Origin of the sequence: Bradyrhizobium sp. RDM12, from assembly GCF_051917485.1 — a bacterium.
Taxonomy (GTDB): domain Bacteria; phylum Pseudomonadota; class Alphaproteobacteria; order Rhizobiales; family Xanthobacteraceae; genus Bradyrhizobium.
Genome location: NZ_CM133064.1, coordinates 2,712,844 through 2,736,301, shown reverse-complemented (window position 1 = coordinate 2,736,301; position 23,458 = coordinate 2,712,844). Strand labels below are relative to the sequence as shown.

Annotated in this window: 24 protein-coding genes and 2 pseudogenes; 6 read left to right on the top strand and 20 right to left on the bottom strand. The window is 61.9% G+C overall.

Annotated elements, in window-relative coordinates; translation table 11 throughout:
- Nucleotides 1–98: 98 nt before the first annotated feature.
- Both ACTGJ9_RS13235 and ACTGJ9_RS13230 read right to left on the bottom strand, forming a co-directional pair.
- The gene (locus ACTGJ9_RS13235; protein WP_456677399.1) at nt 99–299 is read right to left on the bottom strand and encodes a GYD domain-containing protein; all 201 of its coding nucleotides are present in this window, start codon (nt 297–299) and stop codon (nt 99–101) included.
- Nucleotides 296–430 (bottom strand): hypothetical protein, encoded by a 135-nt coding sequence (locus ACTGJ9_RS13230; protein ID WP_456677398.1) that lies wholly within the window; start codon nt 428–430, stop codon nt 296–298. The genes ACTGJ9_RS13235 and ACTGJ9_RS13230 overlap by 4 nt, the downstream gene beginning before the upstream one ends.
- A 375-nt stretch (nt 431–805) precedes the next feature.
- Here ACTGJ9_RS13230 and ACTGJ9_RS13225 point away from each other — a divergent pair, with 375 nt between their 5' ends.
- The 4 genes from ACTGJ9_RS13225 to ACTGJ9_RS13210 all read left to right on the top strand — a co-directional run bounded on the left by ACTGJ9_RS13225 (nt 806) and on the right by ACTGJ9_RS13210 (nt 4,860).
- Nucleotides 806–1,540 (top strand): hypothetical protein, encoded by a 735-nt coding sequence (locus tag ACTGJ9_RS13225; protein ID WP_456677397.1) that lies wholly within the window; start codon nt 806–808, stop codon nt 1,538–1,540.
- An 11-nt stretch (nt 1,541–1,551) separates the two neighbouring features.
- Entirely contained in the window at nt 1,552–2,055 is a 504-nt protein-coding gene (locus ACTGJ9_RS13220; RefSeq protein ID WP_456677396.1) for a vanadium-dependent haloperoxidase, read from the top strand.
- Nucleotides 2,056–2,232: 177 nt separating this feature from the next.
- Complete coding sequence (locus ACTGJ9_RS13215; protein WP_456677395.1) at nt 2,233–3,381, top strand: M20 family metallopeptidase; 1,149 nt, start codon at nt 2,233–2,235, stop codon at nt 3,379–3,381.
- A gap of 309 nt (nt 3,382–3,690) precedes the next feature.
- Entirely contained in the window at nt 3,691–4,860 is a 1,170-nt protein-coding gene (locus ACTGJ9_RS13210; protein WP_456677394.1) for an IS110 family transposase, read from the top strand.
- A 205-nt stretch (nt 4,861–5,065) separates the two neighbouring features.
- On the opposite strand, the gene ACTGJ9_RS13205 is transcribed toward ACTGJ9_RS13210, so the two are convergent.
- The 13 genes and pseudogenes from ACTGJ9_RS13205 to ACTGJ9_RS13145 all read right to left on the bottom strand — a co-directional run bounded on the left by ACTGJ9_RS13205 (nt 5,066) and on the right by ACTGJ9_RS13145 (nt 18,424).
- Nucleotides 5,066–5,221: a hypothetical protein gene (locus ACTGJ9_RS13205; RefSeq protein WP_456677393.1), complete on the bottom strand. Its 156-nt coding sequence runs from the start codon at nt 5,219–5,221 to the stop codon at nt 5,066–5,068.
- A gap of 97 nt (nt 5,222–5,318) precedes the next feature.
- Nucleotides 5,319–5,900 (bottom strand): flavin reductase family protein, encoded by a 582-nt coding sequence (locus ACTGJ9_RS13200; protein WP_456677392.1) that lies wholly within the window; start codon nt 5,898–5,900, stop codon nt 5,319–5,321.
- A 31-nt stretch (nt 5,901–5,931) separates the two neighbouring features.
- Nucleotides 5,932–6,791 (bottom strand): annotated as a pseudogene (locus tag ACTGJ9_RS13195) (ATP-binding cassette domain-containing protein).
- A 7-nt stretch (nt 6,792–6,798) separates the two neighbouring features.
- Nucleotides 6,799–7,604, bottom strand: a pseudogene (gene ssuC / locus ACTGJ9_RS13190) (aliphatic sulfonate ABC transporter permease SsuC).
- Nucleotides 7,601–8,734, bottom strand: a complete 1,134-nt coding sequence (gene ssuD / locus ACTGJ9_RS13185) for an FMNH2-dependent alkanesulfonate monooxygenase (RefSeq protein WP_456677391.1) — start codon at nt 8,732–8,734, stop codon at nt 7,601–7,603. Before ssuD ends, ssuC begins: the two are co-directional and overlap by 4 nt.
- Nucleotides 8,731–9,684, bottom strand: a complete 954-nt coding sequence (locus ACTGJ9_RS13180; protein WP_456677390.1) for a sulfonate ABC transporter substrate-binding protein — start codon at nt 9,682–9,684, stop codon at nt 8,731–8,733. The genes ssuD and ACTGJ9_RS13180 overlap by 4 nt, the downstream gene beginning before the upstream one ends.
- Nucleotides 9,685–9,722: 38 nt before the next feature.
- Nucleotides 9,723–10,673, bottom strand: a complete 951-nt coding sequence (locus tag ACTGJ9_RS13175) for a sulfonate ABC transporter substrate-binding protein (RefSeq protein WP_456677389.1) — start codon at nt 10,671–10,673, stop codon at nt 9,723–9,725.
- Between the two features lie 358 nt (nt 10,674–11,031).
- A complete protein-coding gene (locus tag ACTGJ9_RS13170) occupies nt 11,032–12,201 on the bottom strand; it encodes a cytochrome P450 (protein ID WP_456677388.1) in 1,170 nt (389 codons plus the stop codon).
- A gap of 128 nt (nt 12,202–12,329) precedes the next feature.
- Nucleotides 12,330–12,977, bottom strand: coding sequence for a glyoxalase superfamily protein (locus ACTGJ9_RS13165; RefSeq protein WP_456677387.1), 648 nt, complete (start codon nt 12,975–12,977; stop codon nt 12,330–12,332).
- A gap of 266 nt (nt 12,978–13,243) precedes the next feature.
- Complete coding sequence (locus ACTGJ9_RS13160) at nt 13,244–13,612, bottom strand: GNAT family N-acetyltransferase (RefSeq protein WP_456677386.1); 369 nt, start codon at nt 13,610–13,612, stop codon at nt 13,244–13,246.
- Nucleotides 13,613–13,901: 289 nt separating this feature from the next.
- Nucleotides 13,902–15,197, bottom strand: coding sequence for a glycoside hydrolase family 130 protein (locus ACTGJ9_RS13155; protein ID WP_456677385.1), 1,296 nt, complete (start codon nt 15,195–15,197; stop codon nt 13,902–13,904).
- Between the two features lie 33 nt (nt 15,198–15,230).
- A complete protein-coding gene (locus ACTGJ9_RS13150) occupies nt 15,231–17,513 on the bottom strand; it encodes a glycosyltransferase family 4 protein (protein WP_456677384.1) in 2,283 nt (760 codons plus the stop codon).
- The gene (locus ACTGJ9_RS13145) at nt 17,510–18,424 is read right to left on the bottom strand and encodes a class I mannose-6-phosphate isomerase (protein WP_456677383.1); all 915 of its coding nucleotides are present in this window, start codon (nt 18,422–18,424) and stop codon (nt 17,510–17,512) included. Before ACTGJ9_RS13145 ends, ACTGJ9_RS13150 begins: the two co-directional genes overlap by 4 nt.
- 517 nt (nt 18,425–18,941) lie before the next feature.
- Here ACTGJ9_RS13145 and ACTGJ9_RS13140 point away from each other — a divergent pair.
- On the top strand, nt 18,942–19,718 hold the full coding sequence (locus ACTGJ9_RS13140; protein WP_456677382.1) for a Crp/Fnr family transcriptional regulator: 777 nt from the start codon (nt 18,942–18,944) through the stop codon (nt 19,716–19,718).
- A gap of 40 nt (nt 19,719–19,758) precedes the next feature.
- Here the strand turns inward: ACTGJ9_RS13140 and ACTGJ9_RS13135 are convergent, their stop codons facing one another.
- The 5 genes from ACTGJ9_RS13135 to ACTGJ9_RS13115 all read right to left on the bottom strand — a co-directional run bounded on the left by ACTGJ9_RS13135 (nt 19,759) and on the right by ACTGJ9_RS13115 (nt 22,481).
- Nucleotides 19,759–19,941, bottom strand: coding sequence for a DUF6894 family protein (locus ACTGJ9_RS13135; protein ID WP_456677381.1), 183 nt, complete (start codon nt 19,939–19,941; stop codon nt 19,759–19,761).
- A 380-nt stretch (nt 19,942–20,321) separates the two neighbouring features.
- Nucleotides 20,322–20,780 carry a DUF3237 family protein gene (locus ACTGJ9_RS13130; protein WP_456677380.1) on the bottom strand — a complete coding sequence of 153 codons (459 nt, stop codon included), beginning with the start codon at nt 20,778–20,780 and terminating at the stop codon, nt 20,322–20,324.
- A 287-nt stretch (nt 20,781–21,067) separates the two neighbouring features.
- Complete coding sequence (locus ACTGJ9_RS13125; RefSeq protein WP_456677379.1) at nt 21,068–21,565, bottom strand: GDSL-type esterase/lipase family protein; 498 nt, start codon at nt 21,563–21,565, stop codon at nt 21,068–21,070.
- 257 nt (nt 21,566–21,822) lie between these two features.
- Nucleotides 21,823–22,080, bottom strand: a complete 258-nt coding sequence (locus ACTGJ9_RS13120) for a DUF6894 family protein (protein WP_456677378.1) — start codon at nt 22,078–22,080, stop codon at nt 21,823–21,825.
- Between the two features lie 170 nt (nt 22,081–22,250).
- A complete protein-coding gene (locus ACTGJ9_RS13115) occupies nt 22,251–22,481 on the bottom strand; it encodes a DUF6894 family protein (RefSeq protein WP_456677377.1) in 231 nt (76 codons plus the stop codon).
- Between the two features lie 234 nt (nt 22,482–22,715).
- Between ACTGJ9_RS13115 and ACTGJ9_RS13110 the strand changes: the two genes are divergently transcribed.
- The gene (locus tag ACTGJ9_RS13110) at nt 22,716–23,405 is read left to right on the top strand and encodes a Crp/Fnr family transcriptional regulator (RefSeq protein ID WP_456677376.1); all 690 of its coding nucleotides are present in this window, start codon (nt 22,716–22,718) and stop codon (nt 23,403–23,405) included.
- Nucleotides 23,406–23,458: the final 53 nt, after the last annotated feature.

Sequence of the window (23,458 nt, the reverse complement as noted above, 5' to 3'; positions counted from 1 at the left end):
ATGATTGCCCGGCGCCGGGCATTCATGTGAAACGCATGGACGGTCGGGACGACCCGGCCACGTGTTTGGCTTTATGGCGGCGCCGCGCTCGCGTCGACCTACTTGCCCGGCGGTACGTAGGCAGTTGCAAGCTTCGCGGCCTTTTCTGCGATAGTTTTGAATTCACTCATCTTCCAGGCGCGCACCGTCTCGATCTTGGCAATGGCGCCGCTCGCAGCGGCGGCCATTCCGATGGCGACGGCATCGGCGCCATCCGGGAATTCCGTGACGAGCACCGCGTCATGCGAGCCGGTGGTCATGAAAGCTCCTGGAGCTTCCCGCCGGCCTTCTCGACTATCGCACCGATGACCGTCGTGCGATCGATCGGCTTGTCCACCATTCCCTTGATGCCGGAATTTGAGTAGGAGACGTACGAGATGAACAACGGCATGTTTCTCTCCGTTGAGGTTACAGCGGTGAAATTGCAATCTTAGAAGAGATGCTCTGAAACGAGAGCAAGGCACGGCCTGCCGACGGAGCGAGCTGCCTTGATAATCGAACTACGGACTTCGGCACGTCCAACTGGCAGCTTCTGCTGACTATAGCCGAATCCACAATGCAGCGCGAACGGTAAGCCAAGCCTACCCATTTAGAGGCAACTATTCTGCCGTTCGGTAAAACCTGCTTCTCGGCAATGAGGCCGCGAGTGAAGCAGTTCACAATCAATATGCATCGAGATAGCTAGGGTCCTCGACCAGCACGACGTGATGTCGGCCAGAGCCGCACCGGTCGGGCGAAACGTCCTTCAAAATCGAAAGGGTACGCCATGAAATACTCGTCGTGGACGATCTCCCGCCTGTCCCTCATTGCTACGCTGATCGCAGCCTCCACACCGCTTGCACGCGCCGACGTGATCATGGATTGGAATGCAAAAGCCGACGCGATCGCTGCCGAGAAGCAAATTCTTCCGGCGCCCCACAGCCGCGCCCTGTCCATGATGCACGTCGCAATGTTCGAGGCCGTCAACGCCATCGACCGCCGGTACGCACCCTACAAAATCTCCTTGCCCGCAGAACGTTCGACGTCGCGGGAAGCTGCGGCGGCAGTTGCGGCTCACGACGTGCTGTTATGGATCTATCCTGATCTCAAGCCGGACCTGGATGCGACGCTGACGAACTCTCTGGAGCCGATCGCCGACGGCGAATCCAAGATCGCCGGCATCGGCCTCGGCAAAGAAGCCGCGATGCAGATCATCGAGCTTCGTGCGAACGATGGCAGCGCCACTCCGGAAACTTACCGACCTCTCACGACGCCGGGCGCCTACGTTCCGACCACCATCCCGCTTTCCTCGACCACGGGTGCAACGACGCCCTGGGTCATGGCTTCCGGATCGCAGTTTCGCCCTGGACCCCCGCCGGCGCTTGGTTCGGAGGTGTGGACCCGGGACGTCAACGAAATTCGCGAGGTCGGCAGTCGAAGCAGCCCGACCCGAATGCCCGAGCAAACGATGATCGGCCGATTCTGGTTTTTGTCGGTGCTCGCACCTACAATCCGATCGTGAGGCAGGCTGCGATGGCCAAGGGGATGGATCTCGTCGACTGCGCCCGACTGTTCGCATTGACGTCCATTGCGGGCAACGACGCCATCGTTGCCGTGTTTGACGCGAAGTATCATTACAATTTCTGGCGACCGATCACCGCCATACGCAACGCCGATCTGACGTCGAATGCGGCGACGCCTCGCGACCCGTCCTGGTTGCCGCTGGGAGAAACGCCTTCGCACCCGGAATATCCCTGCGCTCACTGCATCGTCTCGGCCGCGATTTCTGGCGTGCTCCAGACTGTCGTTGGAGATTTCGGGGAGTTCTCGCTGACCGGCCCCACTGCGCCAGGCGTCACACGCAAATGGTCGCGGCTCCAGGACTATAGTGACGAAGTCGCCAACGCCCGCATCTGGGCCGGCTTTCACTACCGGTTCTCGACCGAAGTCGGCAAGGACATGGGCCGGAAAATCGGTGCGTTGACCGTCACCACGCAGCTTCGCGGTGTCGAAGCAATGGCGGAACCGAACCGCTAAGCGGCTGCCGTTTGAACCGAGCACGAGAGATCCGTCGCGGGTCCGAAGCGGCCACACGACTGCGCCCCCGAGTCGCCCGGCGTGCGATTCTGCGCACTGTGCCCGCGTTCAGCGCCTACCTCATCCTCGACGAGGGCTCTATAAGCGCAGCATAGTATCAGTTGGGGGACAGTGACGATGTCGGAGACTCAAATCACGGATTGGCTGGCGTCGCAGCGGCAGGCGATGATCGATCTGCTGCGCGATGTCGTGAACATCGATTCCGGGTCCTATGACAAGGAAGGCGTCGATGCGGTCGGTGCGCGGTTCGAGCGGCACTTTGCCGAGCACGGCATTCCCTCGCGCAGGGAGAGCCATGGCACGTTTGGCGACGCGATCCACGCCGAGGTGGCAAAGCCCGGCAGCAACGAGAAGCCGGTGCTGTTGATGGGGCATCGCGACACCGTGTTCGGCAAGGGCGAGGCCGGACGCCGTCCGTTCACCATCAAGGACAAGCGCGCCTATGGACCAGGCGTCGCCGACATGAAGGCCGGCGTCGTGATGAACATCTTTGTCGCCACCGCCTTCCACAAATTCGGCGGCAACCCGCATCCGATCAAGCTGCTGATCACCTCGGACGAGGAGATCGGCTCGCCCTCGTCGCGGCCGGTGATCGAACGCGAGGGGCGCTCTGCCCGCGCCGTGTTCAATTCCGAGCCGGGCCGCCCCACAGGCAATGTCGTCACCAGCCGCAAGGGCGGCATCTTCATGCATGTGGCCGTCACGGGCAAGGCAGCGCATTCGGGCGCCAATTTCGCCGCGGGTATCAGTGCGGTCGGCGAGCTCGCGCACAAGATCATCCAGATCCACGCGCTGACCGACCTCACCAAGGGCATCACGCTGAATGTCGGCCTCATCTCGGGCGGCCAGTCGGTCAACACGACCGCGCCTTACGCCGAGGGCCAGATCGACATGCGCTACGTCGATCCAAGGGACCGTGCCACCGTCATGGCCGAGATCGAACAGATCGTCGCGACGCCTTACGTACCCGGCACGAGTGCTGTGCTGACCATCAAGGGCGAGTTCGTGCCGGTGGTGCAGAGCGAGAGCTCGAAGGCGCTGTTCGAAAACTATCAGGCGGCCGCAAAGCAGGCCGGCCTCACCACGTTGCAAGGCGAATTCTCCGGCGGCTGTGCCGATTCCGGCTTCACCGCCGCGGTCGGCACGCCGACCATCTGCGGCGTCGGACCTGTCGGCGGCCTCGCCCATTCGCCGGAGGAATATCTCGAGCTCGACAGCATCGTGCCGCGCGCACAGGCACTGGCGCTGGCGATTTTGCGAGGGTGAAGGTGTCGTAGGTGGGTTAGCCGTAGGCGTAACCCACCTCTTCTCGCGGCGGCAAAGATGGTGGGTTACGCTTCGCTAACCCACCCTGTACCCTTTGGGTTCGCAGCCAGTCTAACGGTGTAGACTGGGAGTGCGGGCCGATCCGCCGGGAGCAGCCTTGCCCACCTGTGTCTTGAACACCGACGTAGGAGCCGCGCCCCGGCAGAGCGGCCGCGGTCGATATCCAGTAGGAGGTTCGCGCCGAGAGCGCCAGTACAGGGATTGATCGAGATCGCGGTGGCCCGCTTTTGAGAGCAAGGAGGTCCCAAAATGATCGAAGATGCACACTGGTTCGCCGGGATCGATTGGGCAACGCAGAGCCATGACTGGCTGCTTGAGAAGACCAAGGCCGCACCGGGACAGATCGCCGTGGCGATCGAGATGCCGCACGGCCCGGTGGTGGAGATGTTGCTCGAACACGGGTTTGCGGTGTTTGCCATCAATCCCAAGCAGCTCGACCGCTTCCGTGATCGCTTCACGGCAGCTGGTGCCAAGGACGACCGCCGCGATGCCCATGTGCTCGCAGGCTCGCTGCGCACGGATCGCGCGGCCTTCCGCCGGCTTGTGGTTGATGATCCCACGATGATCGAGTTGCGTGAGTGGTCGCGCTTGGGCGACGAACTGCAGCAGGAGCGCACGCGTCTCGCCAACCGCCTTCGCCAGCAGTTGTGGCGCTATTATCCCCAAGCCACCAAGTTGACCGACGATGTCGCCGACGAATGGTTCCTGGCCCTTTGGCAGAAGGTGCCGACCCCGGACAGGGCGGCCAAGGCCAGCGAGAAGGCCATCGCGCGCATCCTGAGTGCATATCGTATCCGCCGTTTCGATGCGGCGGCGGCGCTCAAGATCTTGCGTGAGACCCCGCTGTTCGTGGCGTCAGGCACGACCGAGGCCGCCTGCGCCCACATCCGCAGCCTGGCGGCGCGCCTGCATCTGGTCAATCGGCAGATCAAGGAGGCTCATCAGAGCCTGGACCGTCTCTGTGCCGAGCTCGAAGCAGAGGAGAGCGCCTCGGGGCAGAGCCCGGCGCAGTGCGACGTGACGATCCTACGCTCCTGGCCAGGTATCGGCAGGATCAATCTCGCCACACTGCTCGCCGAGGCCGCAGAGCCCCTGCGCAGACGAGATTACCATGCTCTGCGCGCTTTGGCAGGAGCTGCCCCGGTGACGCGGCAAAGCGGCAAGCAGCGCTTCGTGGTCCGTCGCCTCGCCTGCAACAGGCGGCTGCAGAGCGCGGTCCATCACTGGTCTCGTGTCGCCATGCAACACGATGCGGCCACCCGGAAACGGTATGATGCCTTGCGGGCGCGGGGACATGGCCACGCGCGCGCCCTGCGCAGCGTCGGGGATCGTTTGCTCTTTGCCCTCTGCACGACACTCAGGCGGCAGACCCCTTACGATGCGGACTACAACAGCGAAAACATCACCGCGACAGCGTAATCTCATTCCTTTGTTCGGCCGGGCGCGGACCATTCCTTCGTCCCGACCTGACGATCGCCAAGCGTCGCGCGCAGACGATGTCCAGGATGCCGAAGGCACCGGCAAAGCCGGCGCGCAGCGTCCTGGACTGCGTCGAGCACGGCGCTATGCTGGGTTCAGCAAGGACACTTCCCCCTTGACGGACGGTAGGAGGTCCTACGAAACCTCACGAATAACTCGGCGCGTCGGGCTTGCGAAAAATATGGATGGGATCGCCGGGCACGAATGGCTGACCGCGGACCATCGCATAGGCGTAAAGCGCGAGATAGACGATCGCCAGCGCGCCGACGGCGTAGAAGGCCCAGGTCCCGACACGCTTCATCGTTCCGCTCCATCGCCGTCCCGGATAGAAGGCTCAAGGCGCTTCTAGAGCGATGAGGGAGAAAAGGCCAGCCTGCGCGGCTTGATGACTGAGGCGATCAGACGCCGCGGCGGCTGCGCGCGGGGACGCTGACGTCGGCGAGCCTTGCGGCGTCCTCGTCCTGATCCACCGCCACATACTGGCCGTGCCAATAGGCGAGCGCCGCCGTTCGGGCCGAATTCCTGATGTCCCTGACGCGGCCGATGACGATGCCGTGCGAATAGCGCTCGACGATCTCCTCGACCTCGCAATCGACGGCGGACAACGCACCGACCAGCAGCGGAACGCCGGAGACAGCCGTGACCCACCGGGCGCCAGCGAAACGATCGGCCCCCTTCAGCCCACCCTTGCCGGCAAAGCGTTCGGCGACATCGAGCTGATCGGCCGCGAGGATGTTCACGCCGAAGGCGCCGTAGCGACGGATCAGCGGGAAAGACGATGCGTCGCGGTTGATGCTGACCAGCAGCGTCGGAGGATCGATCGACAGCGACGTTACCGACGTCACCGTCATGCCGGTGATGTCCTTGCCCCGCCCGGCCGTGATGACGCTGACGCCGCCGGTGAGATGGCGCATGGCGCCGCGAAAATCGGCAGACGAGACGGGAATTTCGGGCATGAGATCGCGGGGCACTACATTCATGGCATGGTCCCCGAAACGGGGTCCTCTCTATTTAGGTACGATCGTCCGCCGACAACAGATGGTTCAGGATCGAGCCTTCGAGGCTTGCGAGCTCGGCTGAGCCGCGCTCGCGCGGTCGGACCGCGTTAACCGTGACGTCGTGGGCAATCCGGCCCTCGTCGATCACCAGCACCCGGTCGGCCAGCGCAACCGCCTCGGCGACATCGTGGGTCACCAGAATCGCGGTAAAGCCCTGGTCGCGCCAGACACGCTCCAGCAGCCGTTGCATCGAGATGCGGGTGAGGGCATCGAGCGCGCCGAGCGGCTCGTCGAAGGCCAGCACACGCGGACGGGAGACCAGCGCGCGGGCGAGCGCGACGCGCTGCTTCTGGCCGCCCGACAGCACCGACGGCCACTGGTCGCGCTTGTCGGTCAACCCGACCTCGGCAAGCGCCTTCTCGGCACGCGACTGCGCATCGCCGGATGCGCGGTCGCGGCCGAGACCGACCTCGACATTGGACAACACCCGTGCCCAGGGCAGCAGCCGCGGCTCCTGGAACATCACGCGGATATCCTCGGGCTGGACCGCCGCCGCATCACCGAAGCTGATGCTGCCGGCGTCGATTTTTCCAGGCCCGCGATGAGGCGCAGCAGCGTGCTCTTGCCGCAGCCGCTCTTTCCAACGACGGCAACGAACTGGCCGGCGGGGATGTGCAAATCGATCCCGCGCAGCACCTCGTTCTCGCCGAAGGACTTGCGCAAGCCGCGGATGCTGAGCGGAAGGCCGCTGGTATACACTTGGCGTTCTTGCTGTTCTTGGCGTTCTTGGCGCGCCACACGGGCCGCCGGCGCAAAATTGGCACGGCTGGCGAGCTCGGTTTCAGGTAGAGACGTACGAAGCGCTGTCTGCATGTCACTCTCAACGTTTCTGGAAGGCGGGATGCCAGGAGAGCGTCGCCCGCTCCAGCAGGCGGGAGGCGCTGTCGGCGAGCTTGCCGAGCAGGGCGTAGATCAGGATCGAGACACGACGACATCGATCAGCATGAACTCGCGCGCCTGCATCGCCATATAGCCGAGGCCCGACGATGCCGCGATGGTCTCGGCGACAATCAGGGTCAGCCACATGATGCCGAGCGCGAAACGGATGCCGACGAAGATCGATGGCAGCGCGCCGGGGAAGATCACGCGGCGGAACAGCTCGCCGTCGCTCATGCCATAGATGCGGCCCATCTCGATCAGCTGCGGATCGACGGTGCGGATGCCGTGCAGCGTGTTGAGGTAGATCGGGAAGAACACCCCGAGCGCCACGAGAAACAGCTTGGCACTCTCGTCGATGCCGAACCACAGGATGACCAGCGGAATCAGCGCCAGATGCGGCACGTTGCGCACCATCTGTAGCGTGGTATCGGTGAGTTTTGCGGAGAGCTGCGACAGGCCATTCGCAAGTCCGAAGGCAAACCCGATGCTGCCGCCGATCAGGAAGCCGATCGAGGCACGCCAGAACGAGACCCAGATGTTGCGGATAAGCTCGCCGGAGAGCAGCAGCTTCCAGCCCGCGAGCGCGACGTCGCTCGGCGCCGGCAGCACGCGCACCGGCACGAAGCCGGTAACGCTCGCCACCTGCCAGATCGCGATAATAGCGAGCGGCACGATCCACTGGACCAGGCCGTCGACACGCGGCAGGCGGAGGTTGCGTGGAAGCGAAGCGCTATCGATCAAGCTCATGATTGCGACACCCGATGCTGCGGACGGTAATCGAAGTGCAGCTTGGTCACGTTGCTCGGCTGTTCCAGCGAGAGCAGCGGGAACACCAGCTCTGCGAAGCGATAGGCTTCTTCCAGATGCGGGTAGCCTGACATGATGAAGGTATCGATGCCGATATCCTGATACTCCTTGATACGCGCGGCGACCGTCTGGGCGTCGCCGACCAGCGCCGTGCCGGCGCCGCCACGCACCAGGCCGACGCCGGCCCAGAGGTTCGGGGCGATCTCGAGCTTGTCGCGCTTGCCGCCATGGAGCTGCGCCATGCGCTGCTGACCAACCGAGTCCATCCGGGCAAAGTTTTTCTGCGCCGTCGCAATGGTGTCGTCGCTGACATGCTTGATCAGCTCATCGGCGGCGCGCCAGGCCTCTTCATTGGTCTCGCGGACAATCACGTGAAGGCGGATGCCGAAGGACAGCTTGCGACTACGCGCAGCGGCGATGCGCCTGACTTTCGCGACCTTCTCTGCGACCAGCGCCGGCGGCTCGCCCCAGGTGAGATATTTGTCGACGGCGTCGACGGCAACGTCGATGCCAGCGTCCGACGAGCCGCCGAAATAGAGCGACGGCCGCGGCGACTGCACGGGATGAAACAGCAGCTTGCCATCCTCGATATGAATGTGCTTGCCCTCGACATTCACGGTCTTGCCGGCGAGCAGGTTGCTATAGACGTTGAGGAACTCGCGGGTGACCTCGTAGCGTTCGTCATGGCCAAGAAAGATGCCGTCGCCCTTGTTCTCGACGGGATCGCCGCCGGTGACGACGTTGACGAGAAGCCGGCCGTTGGTGATGCGGTCGAGCGTCGCGGTCATGCGCGCCGCCACGGTCGGCGATTGCAGGCCAGGACGAACGGCGACGAGATAACGCAGCCGCTCCGTGAACGGTGCGACCGAGGACGCGACGACCCAGGAGTCCTCGCACGACCGTCCCGTCGGCAACAGCACGCCGAAATAGCCGAGCTGATCCGCCGCCTGTGCGATCTGGCGCAGATAGTTGAAATTGACCTCTCGGCCGCCGATGCCGGTGCCGAGATAGCGGCCGTCACCGTGGGTCGGCAGGAACCAGAGGATGTTGGCGTTACTTCGTTTGCTCATGTTCCTGGCCTCCGCGCCACGTCGGAAATCTTGATTGCTTTGGGGATCAGGTTGAGCGCGAGGAATGCGTCGGCAACCTGCTGCTGATCGGCGATGACGGCGTCGGTGAGCGGCTTGATGCCATAGGACTGCCGCTTCAACGCGACCTCGACCACCGGGACGGACAGGCCGATCGCGGGCGCCAGCTGTTCGGCCACCGCGTGGATGTCGCCCTTGGCCCAGTCGTCGACTGCGCTCAGCTCGGCGAGCACGGCGTCGACGATCTTCGGGTTGCCGTCGAGGAATGTCTTCGAGGAAAAATAGAACTGGTAGTTGGCGACGATGTCGGTGCCGTCGGCCAGCGCGCGTGCACCGGTGGCCGCTTCCGCTGCAGCCTGGAATGGATCCCAGATCACCCAGGCATCGACCGCGCCGCGCTCGAAGGCGGCGCGCGCATCGGCAGGTGCCAGGAACACCGGCTCAACTTCCGAATATTTGATGCCCGCCTTCTCCAGCGCCCTGACCAGGAGATAGTGAACGTTGGAGCCCTTGTTGAGCGCAACCTTCTTGCCTTTGAGATCGGCCACCGATTTGAGCGGACTGTCCTTCGGCACCAGGATCGCCTCGCCCTTCGGCGCCGGCGGCTCATAGGCGACATACTGGATCGGCGCGCCGGCGGCCTGCGCAAAGATGGGCGGGGCTTCACCGGTGTTGCCGAAATCGATCGCGCCGACATTGAGCGCCTCGAGCAGCGGCGGGCCGGACGGAAATTCGGTCCACACCACCTTGTAGCCCGAGGCAGCCAACTTCGGCTCCAGCGTGCCCTTGCTCTTGAGCAGCACCAGCTTGCCGTATTTCTGGTAGCCGATGCGGACCACCTTGTCCTGACCATAGGATGTGCCGACCGCCGCCGCGACGATGCCGATCGAAAGCACGATGGCCGCGATCAGACGCTGAATGATACGTCTCATGTTCAACCCTTTTGAAATGGGGAGATTGGTTGGCACGATCAGGTCGCCGTGCTGCGCCAGACGATGTCGCGGATGACGATCGGCTTCGGGATCAGGCCGAGCTTGTAGAAGCGGTCGGCGACGCCCTGCTGGGTCGCGACGATGTCGTCGGTGACGGGGCCGATCACGAAATTGGCACGATCGGCCGCCACGGCCTGAATCTCCAGCGGGACGCCGGTGATCGCGGCCAACGACCTGGCAACCTCGTCGCGGTGCTGTTCGGCCCATTGACCGGTCGCGGTGGTGACGTCGACGATCTGTTGCAGGATCGCGCCGTGGTTCTTCGCGAAATCGCGGTTGGCGATGTAGAACGAGTTGGTCTTGGTGACCTCGCGCGCATTGATCAGGATGCGGCCGTTCTGTTTGGTCTCGCCGATCGCGAAATAGGGATCCCAGATCGCCCACGCGTCGATGCTGCCATTGGCGAAGGCGGGACCAGCGTCCGGCGGCGTCAGATAGACCGGCGTGATGTCCGCGTAGGTCAGGCCCGCCTTCTCCAGCGTCTGCACCACGACATTGTGGGCGCTGGAGCCCTTGGTGAAGCCGATGCGCTTGCCCTTCAAGTCGGCAATGGAGCGGATCGGCGAATCCTTGGGCACCAGGATGCCCTGGCCGTTGGTGATGGGCTGGCCGGCAGCATAGACGATCGCCGCGCCGGCGGCCTGGGCGAACACCGGCGGGGAATCGCCGACCGCTCCGTAATCGACGCTGCCGACATTCATCGCCTCCATCATCGGAGGCCCCGAGGAGAACTCGACCCATTTCACGTCGATGCCCTGCGGCGAGAAATGTTTTTCCAGAGTTGCCCGTTGGCGCGTGATGACCAGCACGCCGGTCTTCTGGTAGCCGATACGAATTTCCTTCACCGCGCCTTGCGCATTCGCACGCGGCGCGAACGCTGCCGCGGCTGCGGTACCAACGGAAAGTTTCAGAAAATTACGACGCTGCATTCCGGGCTCCCAGCCGCGTACGGCCGCCATCATTCATGTCGGGGGGATGATGGTGCGGGGCGGGAAAGGTGTCGAGACGTACGGGAAAATAGCGATGCACGCACTGCCCCTGGGGCAGAGCGCATGATTAATCTTTCAAACGGCGGAGCGAATGAAGATGGAATTTTTCTGCACGCGGATGTGAAGGGAGCTCATAGGATTCCCAGCCGGAGCAAAAAAGCGAAAACAACCCCATGCACAGTAGCCGGGGCGTGCGAAAAGCAAGCGCTTGCGTATTATCCGAAATAGATTTGACACGTCGGGCAAAACAGGTGCAAGATCACATCATGGCGCTCGTGATGGACAGACCCTTGCTGGGCTATTGCAGCCATCTCACCGGCAAATTCTGCAAGCCCCGGAACGCCCAGCCGCCGATCCGCACCGGCTCGTCGTCGGCGATCTCGATATGCCCAGCGCGCGCGAACAATGTCGGCAGCGCGACGTCAGCGATCATGGCGCGCGAGGCCCAGGCGCCGGCGCAGAAATGCGGACCGGCACCGAAGGCGACGCTCTTGGAGGTATCACGCCGCACGTCGAACTGGTCGGCGCGCTCAAAATGCTTCTCGTCGCGGTTGGCGGAGCCGAACATCAGGAACACGCGCTCATCAAGCTCGAACGCGACGTCGCGGATCGACCACGGCCTGGCGATACGCCGCGGCGACATGCCGATCGGCGAGATCCAGCGCGCGTATTCCTCGAACGCCTCGAGCCACGTCACCTCGCCCTTGCGCACGAGCTCGAGCTGATCGGGATGGGTCAGCAGCGCCCACACCGTCCCGGCGATCGCCTTGCGCGGTTCGTTCTGTCCGCCTGAGATCGCGAGCTTGACGTTTGCGCGCACGCTCTCCATCGGCATACCCGAGGCGAGCAGCACGCCGAGAATGCTCTGGTCAGGATGCTTGCGCATCACCGGCAGGATGTCGTCGATCGCAGCATCGATGCCCGACGTCGCCGCGTGACAGCGTGCCTCGACCGCGGGATCGCCGCCATAATTGGCGATGCCCTCGATCATGCCCTGCGACCACGCATCCATGTCGGCGAAACCGATATTGGTGAGGCCGGTGATCGACTTCAGGCACTCGCCGGAGAACGGCAGCGCGAAGTCGCGCATCAAATCGATCCGGCCGCCGGGCGCAATCGCCTCGACGATCCGATCGGCGTGGGCCTGGAACAGCGCGGTCCAGTGCGCCTTCACCGTCTTCGGTGACACCGTCGGAAACATGGCGCGCCGCTCGACCTGATGCGCCTCGCCGTCCTTGCGCATCATGTTGTGGCCCATCAGCCGGTTCATCAGGCCCGCGGGCTGGTGCGAGGAGAACACGTCGATCTGCTTCTCGGAGATCGAGATGTCGTCGCGGCAGGTCAGCAGCGTCGAGCCGAGCTGCGGCACGAAGGCGATCGGCGCCTCCTTGCGCATCGTTGCGAGCATTGGATAAGGATCGGCCCAGAACGCGGTGAGGTCGATGTCGATGCGCGGCGCGGTGCTCAAAGCGGCCTTCCTGGATGCTCGTGTGAACCGGGCCAGACTAGCGAACCCAGGCGCCGATGTCTGTCCCTAGCGATAGGGACAGACAATATTGGGGCGTGTCCTGTCGGTGGGGTGCACGTTAGGTGAGTTCATCTGCGATCTGTCGCACCGCCTTCGAATAATTGCTGATAGGAAATTCCCTGTTCACCGAGAAACCGCGCAGCTGGACTCTGCGTTTCGTAAAAGATTGCCTCAAGCGTATCTGCGCCGGTTACTATGGAGCGACCCAACGCTTTCCCCCGGACCTCCGCACGCTGTACAACGCGTTGAAATCCGGCGGTCGGTTTGGGTTCCGCGTGTTTCTCCATGACTATTTTCGTCAGTCCGTGGTCGAGATAGTCAACGAGCCTGTCCGCGAGCCCACTCGGATCGGCATTGCAAGCACTCACGGATGCCCATGCATCCGCGTCCTCTAGCAGGGCAAGAAGCAGATGCTCCAATGTGGCGTATTCATGATTTCGCTGGCCGGCGAAGCCGATGGCCCGATGGAGCGTCGTAGTGAGCTCGGCGGAAAGCGGTGGAAATGAATTGCCTCCCACAGCCGGCGTCGGCGAGGCCTTCTCGCGAGGCACAGCCTTCTCCGCGTTGATTGCGGCAGCCAGCGTATTCCAATCGGCTAGACCGAAAATCGCGGCAATTAGTTCGAGGCTTTGGCCAATGGTGATCTTGATACCCTTGGCAGCAAGGGTCGAACGTAGCGTTTGCGCCATGGCTTTGGCGTTGCGGAAATCGCGCATGTCTTCATCCTTTGCTCTTGAACGAGACAGAAGTGCCAGGGCTTGCATTGCTGGCCCGGCTCGTTCGGGCAAAGGGCTCAAAAGCCTATGATACGTTTACCTTCCCCAGAGGGCGCAAGCAGCAGGTCGTATCTACCAAGGTAAAAATGGACCAAAGACGGACCCGCGTCAATCACCTGCCGCGTAGTTAACTTCGGCAATGGGGCAAAAGCGTCGATTTGGCGCTCAGCGGCAAACTTCCGCTCTGCCCCCATGCGGCGGCGGCCTTATGATGTCGCGCGTGGAATGACGTACAGCAGGGAAGGCAGTATGGTTTCGGGCGAGAAGTAAAACGGTCCTTCGCCGATCCTGATGGCTCCCATGCGACTATAAAATCCTTCCGCAGAGGGTTCGGCCGTGATCACGAGGGCTCCGGCTTTTATCCCTTTTGCGCGAGCTACGGCCGCCCCGAACAGAACTCGGCCGATCCCTCGCTTCCAATGTGCCGGATCAACATAAAGGCCGTAAAGCTGCGCAATTCCTTGAAGCGCGGTCGGCGTCACCACAACGACACCGACAACTCCGCTGGTGCGATCTTCTGCCACTTGAACCCAATTCGCACTGATCAATGGTACAGTTATCGTAAGCGCGGGCATGGTTCGATCGATGAACGCTTCGTCGTGTCCCGCGTGCATCGTCGCACGCACAGAGGCGCGTTAGCTCGCGTTGCTCATCGGGCTTGGCGTCTCGAACCGTATAAGCATCCATTGCACAACCTCCCGCTTTTCAGCCGCAGTTCTGTTCAGATTTGGCGTTGCTAGCGAAGGTTGGCAACGGGTCAAGAGCGCCGCGCGCACGCGCACTATGGCGGGTCCCCATGGCCCACAACAGGGACACGGACAAACGGATCAGCGACGTTGGTTAGGGGGCGCGGCTTGGTCCATATCAGGACATGGCCCGCATTAGGGCTGCAGTCTTGATGGTCGCGAAGTTCGAGTAGGTGTCGGACACGGCATAGGGCAAAATGATCTGATCATTGTGCCGCATCGCCCCGCAAGTATAAACCACGTTGGGGACGTAGCCTTCGCGTTCCAACGGCTCGGGATGCAGCAGCGGTTCGACCGAACGCGCCAGGACCTTGGATGGATCGTTCTTGTCGAGCAGGGCAGCGCCGATCGAATATTTTCGCACGGGACCGACGCCGTGCGTGAGCAACAGCCAGCCCTCATCGAGTTCGATCGGTGAACCGCAGTTTCCGATCTGCACGAACTCCCAGGGAAATTGCGGCTTCAGGATCGCCTGACCGCCGTCCCATTGATGCAAATCGTCCGAATAGATCAGATAGAGGTTCTCATTGTCCTGACGCGCGATCATGGCGTACTTGCCGTCGATCTTGCGCGGGAACAACGCCATCCCCTTATTGCGTGCGGCGGTCCCACGCAGCGGCGACATTCGAAACGACAGGAAGTCGCAGGTCTCGATCAGCTCCGAGCAGATCGCCTTACCGCTGTAGGCGGTATAAGTGGCGTAATAGGTCTTCCGGCCGCCATCGCCGAATTCAACGAAGCGGGCGTCTTCGATGCCGTTCGACTGGGATTCCGTAACCGGAAAGATGACGCGCTCACTGAGTTCCTCGTCCGGATTGAACGTCAGTTCGATGTCGTCGCCATCTGGTTTGGGTATGCGAAGCTTGACCCGAGGGCTGGAAGCAAGGCGGGCTGTTGGGTCGACGGTCAGACTGCCATCGGCAGCAATCGTGCCGGCGCGAAAGGTGAGCGACGATATATGGCCTTCGCCAACAGCGCGGAGGCTGAGAATAAAGCGCAAGCCGCCCCTCGGAGCGTCCGACTGGTCGGGATGCGGCACGATGCTGGGATTGAACAGTGCCGAGGCTTCGAACGAGTATTCGTTCAGAAAATAGGCTCCGATCAATTGGCGCTGGACGCTGGAAAAAGGCCCGTGCGCTGCCAGCGCTTGTTCCATGACGTCGGTACGCGCCTCGAACGTCTCCAGCAGGTTACGATGGCGGCCCTGAAAATTTTCCAGCACATCCGCCAACAGGTTGGCCGCAATCATCGGGTCCAGCGCGAGAACCCGTTCGACGATGTGGTTGGCGCGGGTCTTATCGGTCGGGTTGAGATCGCGCGGTTCGGTCGCCGGCTTGAACGGGCGTACGATCACGCGCGCGGTGTCGGGACGCAGATAGAGCGCCTGCCGATTCAGGAAGGTGGCGTGCGACAAGGTGTCCTCGGTTCGCTGGAGGGAACAATGTAATCAGGCGCCGATGGCGCGAAAGGCCACCGGGGGTGTTTCGCTGACGTTGACGCGCGCAAGCTGACGAATATCGGCAAGGCCGAGCAGATAGGACACGACTGACTCGCCGCCGCGGTTTTCGTTGGCGCGGTCGGGATGCAATCCATCCCGGCAACTGCCGGTCTCGACATCGACGAGCACGATCGATAGATCGTTGCGGCCGAGAAACCAGGCGAAAACGCTGGTTGCGATCGCTTTCCATTCGACGTCGCCGTCTGCCCGCCAAGCGGTCAGGCAGGCGGCGATCGTCGCCGTGGCTTCCACCGGCTGCTGGTCGAACGTGCGAGGCGGTTGGCGCACTTCGCCGAAGCCGGCGGTGCCGATGGGACGGAAATGCCCGGTCGAAGCCGTTTGCTGTTTCATCAGCCAACGCAGGGATCGCATGCCGGCATCGAGGTAGTCAGGCGTTTGCGTGGCCATGCCTGTCAGCATCAAAGCCTGCGGCAAGCGCGCATTGTCATACGCCAGCCCCTCCTCGAACCACGTCCAGTCCGGCGTTTCGACCGACGCGAGGCTCGACATCAACCTGTCGGCAAGGGAATGCCGAATTTCCAGGGCGCGCGCGTCATCGGGAACGACGGCGCAATAACCGTCCAGACCCAGCAGGGTAAAGGCCAATGCACGCGGCGAAGCAAAGGCGTCAACAGTCGGCAACGCCTCGGCAAACAAGGCTTCAGCCCATCGACGTCGCGACGGGCTTGCATCCTTCCGTGCGCACTCACCCAGCGCCCATAATGTTCGTCCATGGCTGTCTTCGGAGCCGTGGTCTTCCAGCCAGGTTCGATTGAACCCCATGAAGTTGCGAAAGCGTCTGGTGTCGGGATTCCACGCATGCTGCACGAACGCGGCAAAGCGGGCAGTCAAAACCTCAGGCAGACGTTTTTCGCCGGGATTGTTGAGGGCGCAGGCGAGCAGCAAGGCGCGCGCATTGTCGTCCACGCAATAGCCGTGCGCGCGATCGGGTACCGAATGCACCGCATGCTGGAACAGGCCGGTGTCGTCGCACATGGAAAGAAAGTGATCCAACTGCATGTCCGACGCCGCAGGGCTGTGCGCAATCGCAACCGGTCCGGTGCGCGCGATCACCTTGAGCCAGTCGCCCTGCCGCGCGTCTTCGAATACGGCAATATAGCGCTCGGCCGTGCGAACCCATGTCATCGATCGGCTGACGGCGTAGGCGCGCTCGCGCATCGCCTGACGACGAGGGGTATCGGTGAGCAATCGCGCAATTTCCTTGCCGGTCGCGGCAGAGTTGCCGAAGGGAACGATGACGCCACGACCGTCATCCAGCAGCTCCAACGCGTGCCAATAAGGCGTCGAAACCACCGGCTTCCCGAGACCGAAGCTGTAGGCCAGCGTGCCCGACGTCATCTGCGCTTCGTTGAGATAAGGCGTGACGTACACGTCGCACATCGAGATGAATTCGAGCAGCGTGGCCTGATCGACGAACTGGTCGAGGAATACGACGTGGTTCTCACCCCCAAGTTCGCGCACGCGCTTCATCAGGCTTTCGCGATAGGCCTCACCTTGGTCGCGCACCAGATTGGGATGCGTCGCGCCGAGTACGACATAGACCGCGTCCGCGCGGCGCTCCAGGATCGAGGGCATGGCGTCGATCATGACCTCGATGCCCTTGCTGGGGGAGAGCAGGCCGAAAGTCAGAATGACCGAGCGGTTGCTGAATCCAAGTTTGGCCTTGGCAGCATCGGGCTCGACAAAGGGAAAGTCGGGAATGCCGTGCGCAATGACCTCGACCTTGTCGTCCGGCACGCGATAGACGCTACGCAGCATCTCGCGTCCCTTGTTGGCCATCACAATGATTTTCGAAGATGCCTCGACGATACGCTCCATCACCGCGCGCTGGGCGGTAGTCGGCTTGGCGAGCACCGTGTGTAGTGTCGTGACAACCGGCATGCTGAGGCGTGAAAGCAGCTCGAGAATGTGAGCGCCGGCTTCGCCGCCGAAGATTCCGAATTCGTGTTGCAGGCAGACGACGTCGTAGCGACCGGCGTTCAGGAAGGCCGCGGCACGCACATAGTCTCCAATGATGTCATCCTTGATCTGGAATGCGACCGAACCGGGATAGTCGTAGGTCTGCGCGTGGTCGTTCATGGCGATAATGCTGGTCTCCAGGTCCGGCCTTGAATTCGAAATCGCGCGTTCAAGGTCGGTCGTGAAGGTGGCGATACCGCAGCGGCGAGGCAGTGAATTGCCGATCAGGGCGACGCGGCGAATCGGCGTCATGCGAGGCCTGCAAATTGCGGAACGGGGATCGCGGCTGGATTGGCAGGTTGCTTGCTTAACCTCTGCAACAGGGAATCGGTCGGGCGACTTGCGGGATACGCAATCAGCGCGCTCAATCCGTTATTGCCAACCTCTATGCTGATGCAGCCGCCACCGACGAAGATGGCATGTCCGATAGCTGCCGCGGTCAAGCCGATTGCCGCATGGCCGTCGAGGGTGAGAATCCAGGTTTCCGGTTCTGCAAACAGCGCCCAGCTTGACCCCTCGAGCAGTTCAAGCCGCTCGAGAACGAAATGCCTGCTCGCGACCAATACCGTTCGATTTACGGTCAAGGGCGTCGGATTGCCTGGCGTTGGAAGCGGCCATGGGTGGGCGACGGCGACCCCATTGTCTTCGTGCAGTTCGCGCTGCCGGCCGTAGTCGAATAGGCGGAATGTGGCGTCGCTGCGCTGCTGAATTTCAGCGAGCACGATGCCGGCGCCGATGGTGTGGATGGTACCGGCCGGGATGTAGATGACGTCGCCTTTGGCAACCGATCGCCAGTGAACGAGTTCGGCGATCGAACCGTTCTGGATCGACGCGCGCAATTGTTGTGGCGTTATCTGGTGCTTTAATCCAACGCCGATCTGCGCGTCGGGCCGGGCCGCGAGGATATACCAAGCCTCGCTCTTGCCGTTCGGCATCCCCATCGCTCGTGCGTAAGTATCGTCGGGATGAACCTGGATCGACAATGGTTCGCTGGTGAACAGCAGCTTGAGACGCAACGCCGGGGTGGGCGCATCCTTGTTGGCTCGCTCGAACCACAGCTCTCCGACGGCACTAGCAGACCCGTCGACGCTGCTCCACGGTTGCAGATCGCGAACCCCCCACGGTTTGTGGACGACCCGCACGGCGGCTTGTTCGGTAGGCATGAGCTGTCCTGACCGGGGTGACGCGCACGTCACGGCGACGTGCCGTTGGCCGTGATCGACCGTAGGATTTGGCGTGGCTAACCGTCGCGTGTCCGGACAGGCGCTTGAAGCGGGCCGGATGCTGAGTTCGTTAGATGGCTACTCCCCGACTCGATTACAACGGTCGCGTTCTGCTTTACTCTCCTTCTCAGCAACCAATTGCGCTTCTATCTTGCGTCACTCAGGCGCCCGACCTCCGTCCCTGGCAATAGGGACAGACATATCAGGGGATATCTCCATAGGTCGGGCGCGCACGTGCACGATAGCGGGTCCGCATGGCCCACAGCAGCGGGCACCGACAAACGCAGCAGCGACATTGGCTAAGGGCCAACAGCGGTACTGCCAGCTCGGGCAAATCACCAGTTGAACTCTGCCGATCCTCGTGCGTTAATAAGGCATCACCGGCCGAGGCTGCGCCGTAGGCGTCGGTGGCTGAGAGACCTTGGTGCTCCCGCCTATCAAGGATAGGGAGCCCGTCGTGCCCCATCGTAAGCTGATCGCGCGCTTGCAGGCGGTGGCCGGTCTATCTGAGCAAGATCAAGCCAAGCTCGCACGCATGCCATACAAGCTCAAGACGCTCGGCAATGGCGAACATGTCGTGCGCCATGGCGACACGCCCACGCATTCGACGGTTGTGATGAGTGGGTTTCTGTCGCGTCAAAGGGTGATCTCGGCCCGCAACCAAATCTCTTCGTTCTATGTCGCGGGCGATATGCCGGATTTGCACACGCTGCACCTGCCTGTCATGGATCATGAGCTTTGCAGCGTTGGCAACTCGACAGTCGCTTCTGTGCCTCACGCCTATCTCAAGGAGCTCATGAACGACTCGCCCGGGATCACGCAGGCGTTTTGGCGCGAGACGCTGATCCATGCTGCGCTCTATCGCGAGTGGGTTGAAAACCTTGGATCGCGCCAGGCCCTGAGCAGAATTGCGCATCTCCTTTGCGAGATTGCCACCAGATTAGAACTCGTCGGAAGCCTCGAAAATGGCAGCAGCTTCCAACTCCCCTTTACGCAGCAGAACGTCGCCGATGCATGTGGCCTCTCAGTCGTCCATGTCAACAGGACGCTTCAGGAGCTTAGACAGCAAGGCCTGATTGAGTGGCAAAATCATATGGTGCAATTCCTGAACCGGGCTGCACTGGAAGACGTGGCGGAGTTCGACCGTGGCTATCTTCACGCGCTGGAGACAGCCCGTTCACCCATCATGAGTGTGAAGGTGACAATGCCAGCTACCGCGGCTCAAAAACAGTAACGTGGGCTCGAAGCCAATCGCAAAGCAGGCCGAGGCGCACTTACTTCTTGTTCTTCGTACTGACATGAATGTTGAAGATTGGCTTGCCGGCTTCGTCCGCGACTTCCAAAGCCCATTCCTGGCCAGGCCGAAGCCGTCCGCCGCCGTCCTTCAAAAGCTGCCCGGCGTAGACCGTGGCCTCACGCCAAGCAGCTTCATCATCTGGAAAGTCCTCGCCCTGCACGGGGGGGACGACTCTGGATCGAGAACATTGAAGAAGTACAGCGGCATGTTCGGGAAACAAGGTGGCGCGCCGGACGTTCCTAAACATGCGCGGGGCGTTCACTTTCCGGTCGCCGGTCGGGCTGCCAGCGGTGCTGCTGTATGTACCGTTGGCTCCTCTCAATGGCGTTCCTGCTTGCCTCGACGATGGCTCGCGACTGCGCGAGGAGACGCGGCAAGTCCGCGAGTTCCCCATGCTGAATTAGGTCAGTGCCTTCGGCGCTTCCAATCATCTGTTAATTGTAATCAGGCGGACGGCAAATTTCAACTTGCCGGAAAGGGGACCGATCATCACGCCTCGCCCTGAGCCCCGTCGATGTCCGCTTGTCCAGCGTATCGCCATCACTGCATATACGCTGCGACACGGATCCTCCGCGTGGCCAGGTCGCCAGTTCCGACGCTCCAGATCTGCCGTTGATTGACCCATGCATACGCTTTGGAGGCGGTGGTGAGCCGGATGTTTGCAAAGATATCGACCACCGGCTCGCCGTTTCGCAGTGCCGCCTGGCCATCGCCCGACAACGCAATCCGATGCCCATCGTCGGTGCCGATGATAACGTGCAGGTCCAGGTCGATGCGACCATCAGCGCGCATTCGCAGATAGTCGACGCCATGCTGGCGCCCCGAAAGGCGGCCCTGACAGGGGCCATCGATATGGAGGTCGAAGCGTGCTCCCTGCAGTGGGACCGCTTGCTTGCCAGCAAGGATATCGTCCATGCTTACGCCATAATCCGTTACGCCCGTGAGAGCGAGATCGCATTCGTATATCTTCTCGCCTCTCATTCCAGGATCTTGAGCCATTGCATTTCTCCTAGTTGTTCGGCGGGGTTGCCGACATCCAGTCGAACGGGCGGCCGCCAGGACGACATGCTCAGGAGAATTATTTCGCAGCCTTGCTTGCCAGCACAATTGGCGCTCAGAACACTTGTGACGTTCACGAACGGCATGAACGTATCTGATCCAAAATCAGCGGTGGCAGCATAGCGTCGTGGTGGCAACCCGATCGCGCCCTCCGAATGTCAGCTTCGGGGCAACGCAGCATTGAGGATTCCGACTTGAATTTTTTGACTTCAGGAGGCGGTTTGACGCTATTTCCCCAGCGCCGCGGCGACTTGGCCAACCAGCTCCTCTGCCAGCATGTGATAGCCCTCCGGCGTAAGATGTTGCCCGTCAGGCTGATGCGGGAGTCCATGCAGCATCCCGTTCGGGAGCATGACAATCTTGATTCCCATTGCGCTGAGCCGACTTTGGATGGCAGGGGTGTTGTCGGAGGCTAGTTTTCTCCGGTCGTTACCGCCGGGTTGAAGGATCACAACGCTCGTTCCTTTCGGGACCACTCGATCCAGTCGGGCCAGCATGCCTCCCGTGGTGTCACCGTTGACGCCAGCATTGATGACGCGGACGTTAAGACCCCTCGAACGGAGAAGCGTTTCAAGCTGTGCGGGATAGGCTTGGCTACGCGTCACGCCCTTACCGAAGGTGTTGCTGGCTCCGAGCGCCACAACGGTTGTCGCGTGGGCGGCGCCAAGCGCGGAGAGCACCCCGAATGCACAAAGAAGAATGATCTGGCCAAGCTTTGCTGCCACTCTCGCGTCCCCCGACAGGCATGAATTCCCACCGCATGCTTATCACCAATTACTCGTGATGAGAACGCGGCCTCAGGCCATCGCATGTGGGAGCGATTCCGCTGTGGCCATCCTTCGAGACGCTCCGCCGTTGGCGAGGCCTCAGGATGAGGACCGGGTGTGCGGCCGTCGTTTTTCATGTCGCGACGGGCCGGAAGCGCAATGACGTCCGTCCGCAATCAATTGAGCGCGTGACCTCGGGGTGCGCCGAGCCGATGTCACGCGAGGCGCTCCGCCCTGAACGAAAATCGGCTGATCACGGTGCCGGCGGGATCGCAGAACTCGAAATGCCAGTCGAGGTCCGGCCTCATGCCGGCAAACTTGATGTCGCGGATCATGTCGCACGCTGTTACGGCGGCTTCGTCCCAAAGCGCGCTCGCATCGTTGCCGTCCAGGGGAACCGACCACTCCTCTTCGATCCCATTGGCCAGAACCCTGAGACGGTAGGACGTCATTGTGGGCTGGGAGTCGTGCATCGGTACCACCATGAACCCGGCGGGAGCACGATCCTCTCTCAGTCACCGGTCGAAGCCGCGGACGGAACGGTGATGAGAGTGAGACTATCTTATGTCGGATACCGGACACAACAGCAGGCTTCGGTTCCCTCGGATGATGCAGTTCGAAGGCCCTTCAGCGCGTCGGTTGGTCAGACCGCCCTGGTCTTGAACTCCAGCAGATAGATATCAGCCCCGGCAGCATCCTGGACCTTCATGCACCACTGGTCTCCGGGTGCGAGCTTGCCGTCGAGGTCGCGGAGAAGCTCTCCGCGGGCCGTCGTTGCCTCGACCCAGGCGGCGTCGCGGTCGGGCAGCTCCAAGCCGTCGTTCTGGACTTCCATGTTTCGGCCATCGACGACGACGAAGAAGAATCGCGGCATCTTTCCTCTTGAGTCCGATTCCGGACATTAAATATTTCATTCGCCCTAGTATTGCGTGGAAATCGGGCGCCTAGTTAACAGCGCTCGTGGAATTCAGCTCCTGGCATGTGTCGGAAACCGGACCGACGAATTGCCGGTTTGTAGCCTACCTAGAAATTCCCGTGGAGGCGTCAACTCGGAACGCTACATCAATCCCCGCGGAAGACGGCCCAGACCGACCGGGCGGGATACACAATGCCGACCGCTCCGCTCGCCAACTCCCTGCTGGCCAATCTGCCGCGGGCCGAATTTGAGCAGCTTCGGCCGCAGATGACGGTGATGTCGCTGGCGCAAGGCAAGGTGCTCGCCGAGGTCGGCGACGAAATCGACCAGGTCTACTTTCCCTTCGGCGGCATGATCTCGCTCCTCACGATCATGAGAAACGGCAAGGCCGTCGAGACCTCGACGGTCGGCAAGGACGGAGCGTTTGGTGCTGCCGCGACGTTCGGGCTCTACAAGTCGCAGGTTCGGGCGATCATTCAGATCCCGATGACCGCAGCCGTCGTTCCCGCTGCAACCATGAGACGGCACGGCGAGACCAGCAAAGCGCTTCAGCTGATGTGCATGCGGTTCAACGAGAACCTGCTTGCGCAGGCCCGCGTGACGGCCGCCTGCAATGCCCTGCATTTGATTGAAGAGCGATTTTGCCGGTGGCTGCTGCAGACGAGCTCGGTGACGCAAAGCATGACCATTCACCTCACCCAGGAATTCCTGTCTGAAATGCTCGGCGTCCGCCGCACGTCGGTCACCGAGGTCGCCCAAAAACTTCAAGAGGCCGGGCTCATCAATTACTCGCGCGGGATCATCAACATCCTCGACCTCGATGGATTGAAAGCACGGTCCTGCGAGTGCTTTGAAACACTTCGCGAGCAGAATGCGATCTAGGGTCGAATTTTTCGACGCGTATGTCCGCTATCGGACGGACGGCGGGGGCCCTT

Excerpts from the sequence above, each read along its gene's own strand:
- ACTGJ9_RS13235 (WP_456677399.1), bottom strand. The coding sequence starts at position 299 with ATGACCACCGGCTCGCATGACGCGGTGCTCGTCACGGAATTCCCGGAT.
- ACTGJ9_RS13120 (WP_456677378.1), bottom strand. The coding sequence starts at position 22,080 with ATGCACGACTCCCAGCCCACAATGACGTCCTACCGTCTCAGGGTTCTG.
- ACTGJ9_RS13160 (WP_456677386.1), bottom strand. The coding sequence starts at position 13,612 with ATGCCCGCGCTTACGATAACTGTACCATTGATCAGTGCGAATTGGGTT.
- ACTGJ9_RS13110 (WP_456677376.1), top strand. The coding sequence starts at position 22,716 with ATGCCGACCGCTCCGCTCGCCAACTCCCTGCTGGCCAATCTGCCGCGG.
- ssuD (WP_456677391.1), bottom strand. The coding sequence starts at position 8,734 with ATGAGCAAACGAAGTAACGCCAACATCCTCTGGTTCCTGCCGACCCAC.
- ACTGJ9_RS13175 (WP_456677389.1), bottom strand. The coding sequence starts at position 10,673 with ATGCAGCGTCGTAATTTTCTGAAACTTTCCGTTGGTACCGCAGCCGCG.
- ACTGJ9_RS13205 (WP_456677393.1), bottom strand. The coding sequence starts at position 5,221 with ATGAAGCGTGTCGGGACCTGGGCCTTCTACGCCGTCGGCGCGCTGGCG.
- ACTGJ9_RS13200 (WP_456677392.1), bottom strand. The coding sequence starts at position 5,900 with ATGAATGTAGTGCCCCGCGATCTCATGCCCGAAATTCCCGTCTCGTCT.
- ACTGJ9_RS13230 (WP_456677398.1), bottom strand. The coding sequence starts at position 430 with ATGCCGTTGTTCATCTCGTACGTCTCCTACTCAAATTCCGGCATCAAG.
- ACTGJ9_RS13220 (WP_456677396.1), top strand. The coding sequence starts at position 1,552 with ATGGCCAAGGGGATGGATCTCGTCGACTGCGCCCGACTGTTCGCATTG.
- ACTGJ9_RS13150 (WP_456677384.1), bottom strand. The coding sequence starts at position 17,513 with ATGACGCCGATTCGCCGCGTCGCCCTGATCGGCAATTCACTGCCTCGC.
- ACTGJ9_RS13215 (WP_456677395.1), top strand. The coding sequence starts at position 2,233 with ATGTCGGAGACTCAAATCACGGATTGGCTGGCGTCGCAGCGGCAGGCG.
- ACTGJ9_RS13180 (WP_456677390.1), bottom strand. The coding sequence starts at position 9,684 with ATGAGACGTATCATTCAGCGTCTGATCGCGGCCATCGTGCTTTCGATC.
- ACTGJ9_RS13165 (WP_456677387.1), bottom strand. The coding sequence starts at position 12,977 with ATGCGCGATTTCCGCAACGCCAAAGCCATGGCGCAAACGCTACGTTCG.
- ACTGJ9_RS13130 (WP_456677380.1), bottom strand. The coding sequence starts at position 20,780 with ATGGCTCAAGATCCTGGAATGAGAGGCGAGAAGATATACGAATGCGAT.
- ACTGJ9_RS13145 (WP_456677383.1), bottom strand. The coding sequence starts at position 18,424 with ATGCCTACCGAACAAGCCGCCGTGCGGGTCGTCCACAAACCGTGGGGG.
- ACTGJ9_RS13210 (WP_456677394.1), top strand. The coding sequence starts at position 3,691 with ATGATCGAAGATGCACACTGGTTCGCCGGGATCGATTGGGCAACGCAG.
- ACTGJ9_RS13115 (WP_456677377.1), bottom strand. The coding sequence starts at position 22,481 with ATGCCGCGATTCTTCTTCGTCGTCGTCGATGGCCGAAACATGGAAGTC.
- ACTGJ9_RS13225 (WP_456677397.1), top strand. The coding sequence starts at position 806 with ATGAAATACTCGTCGTGGACGATCTCCCGCCTGTCCCTCATTGCTACG.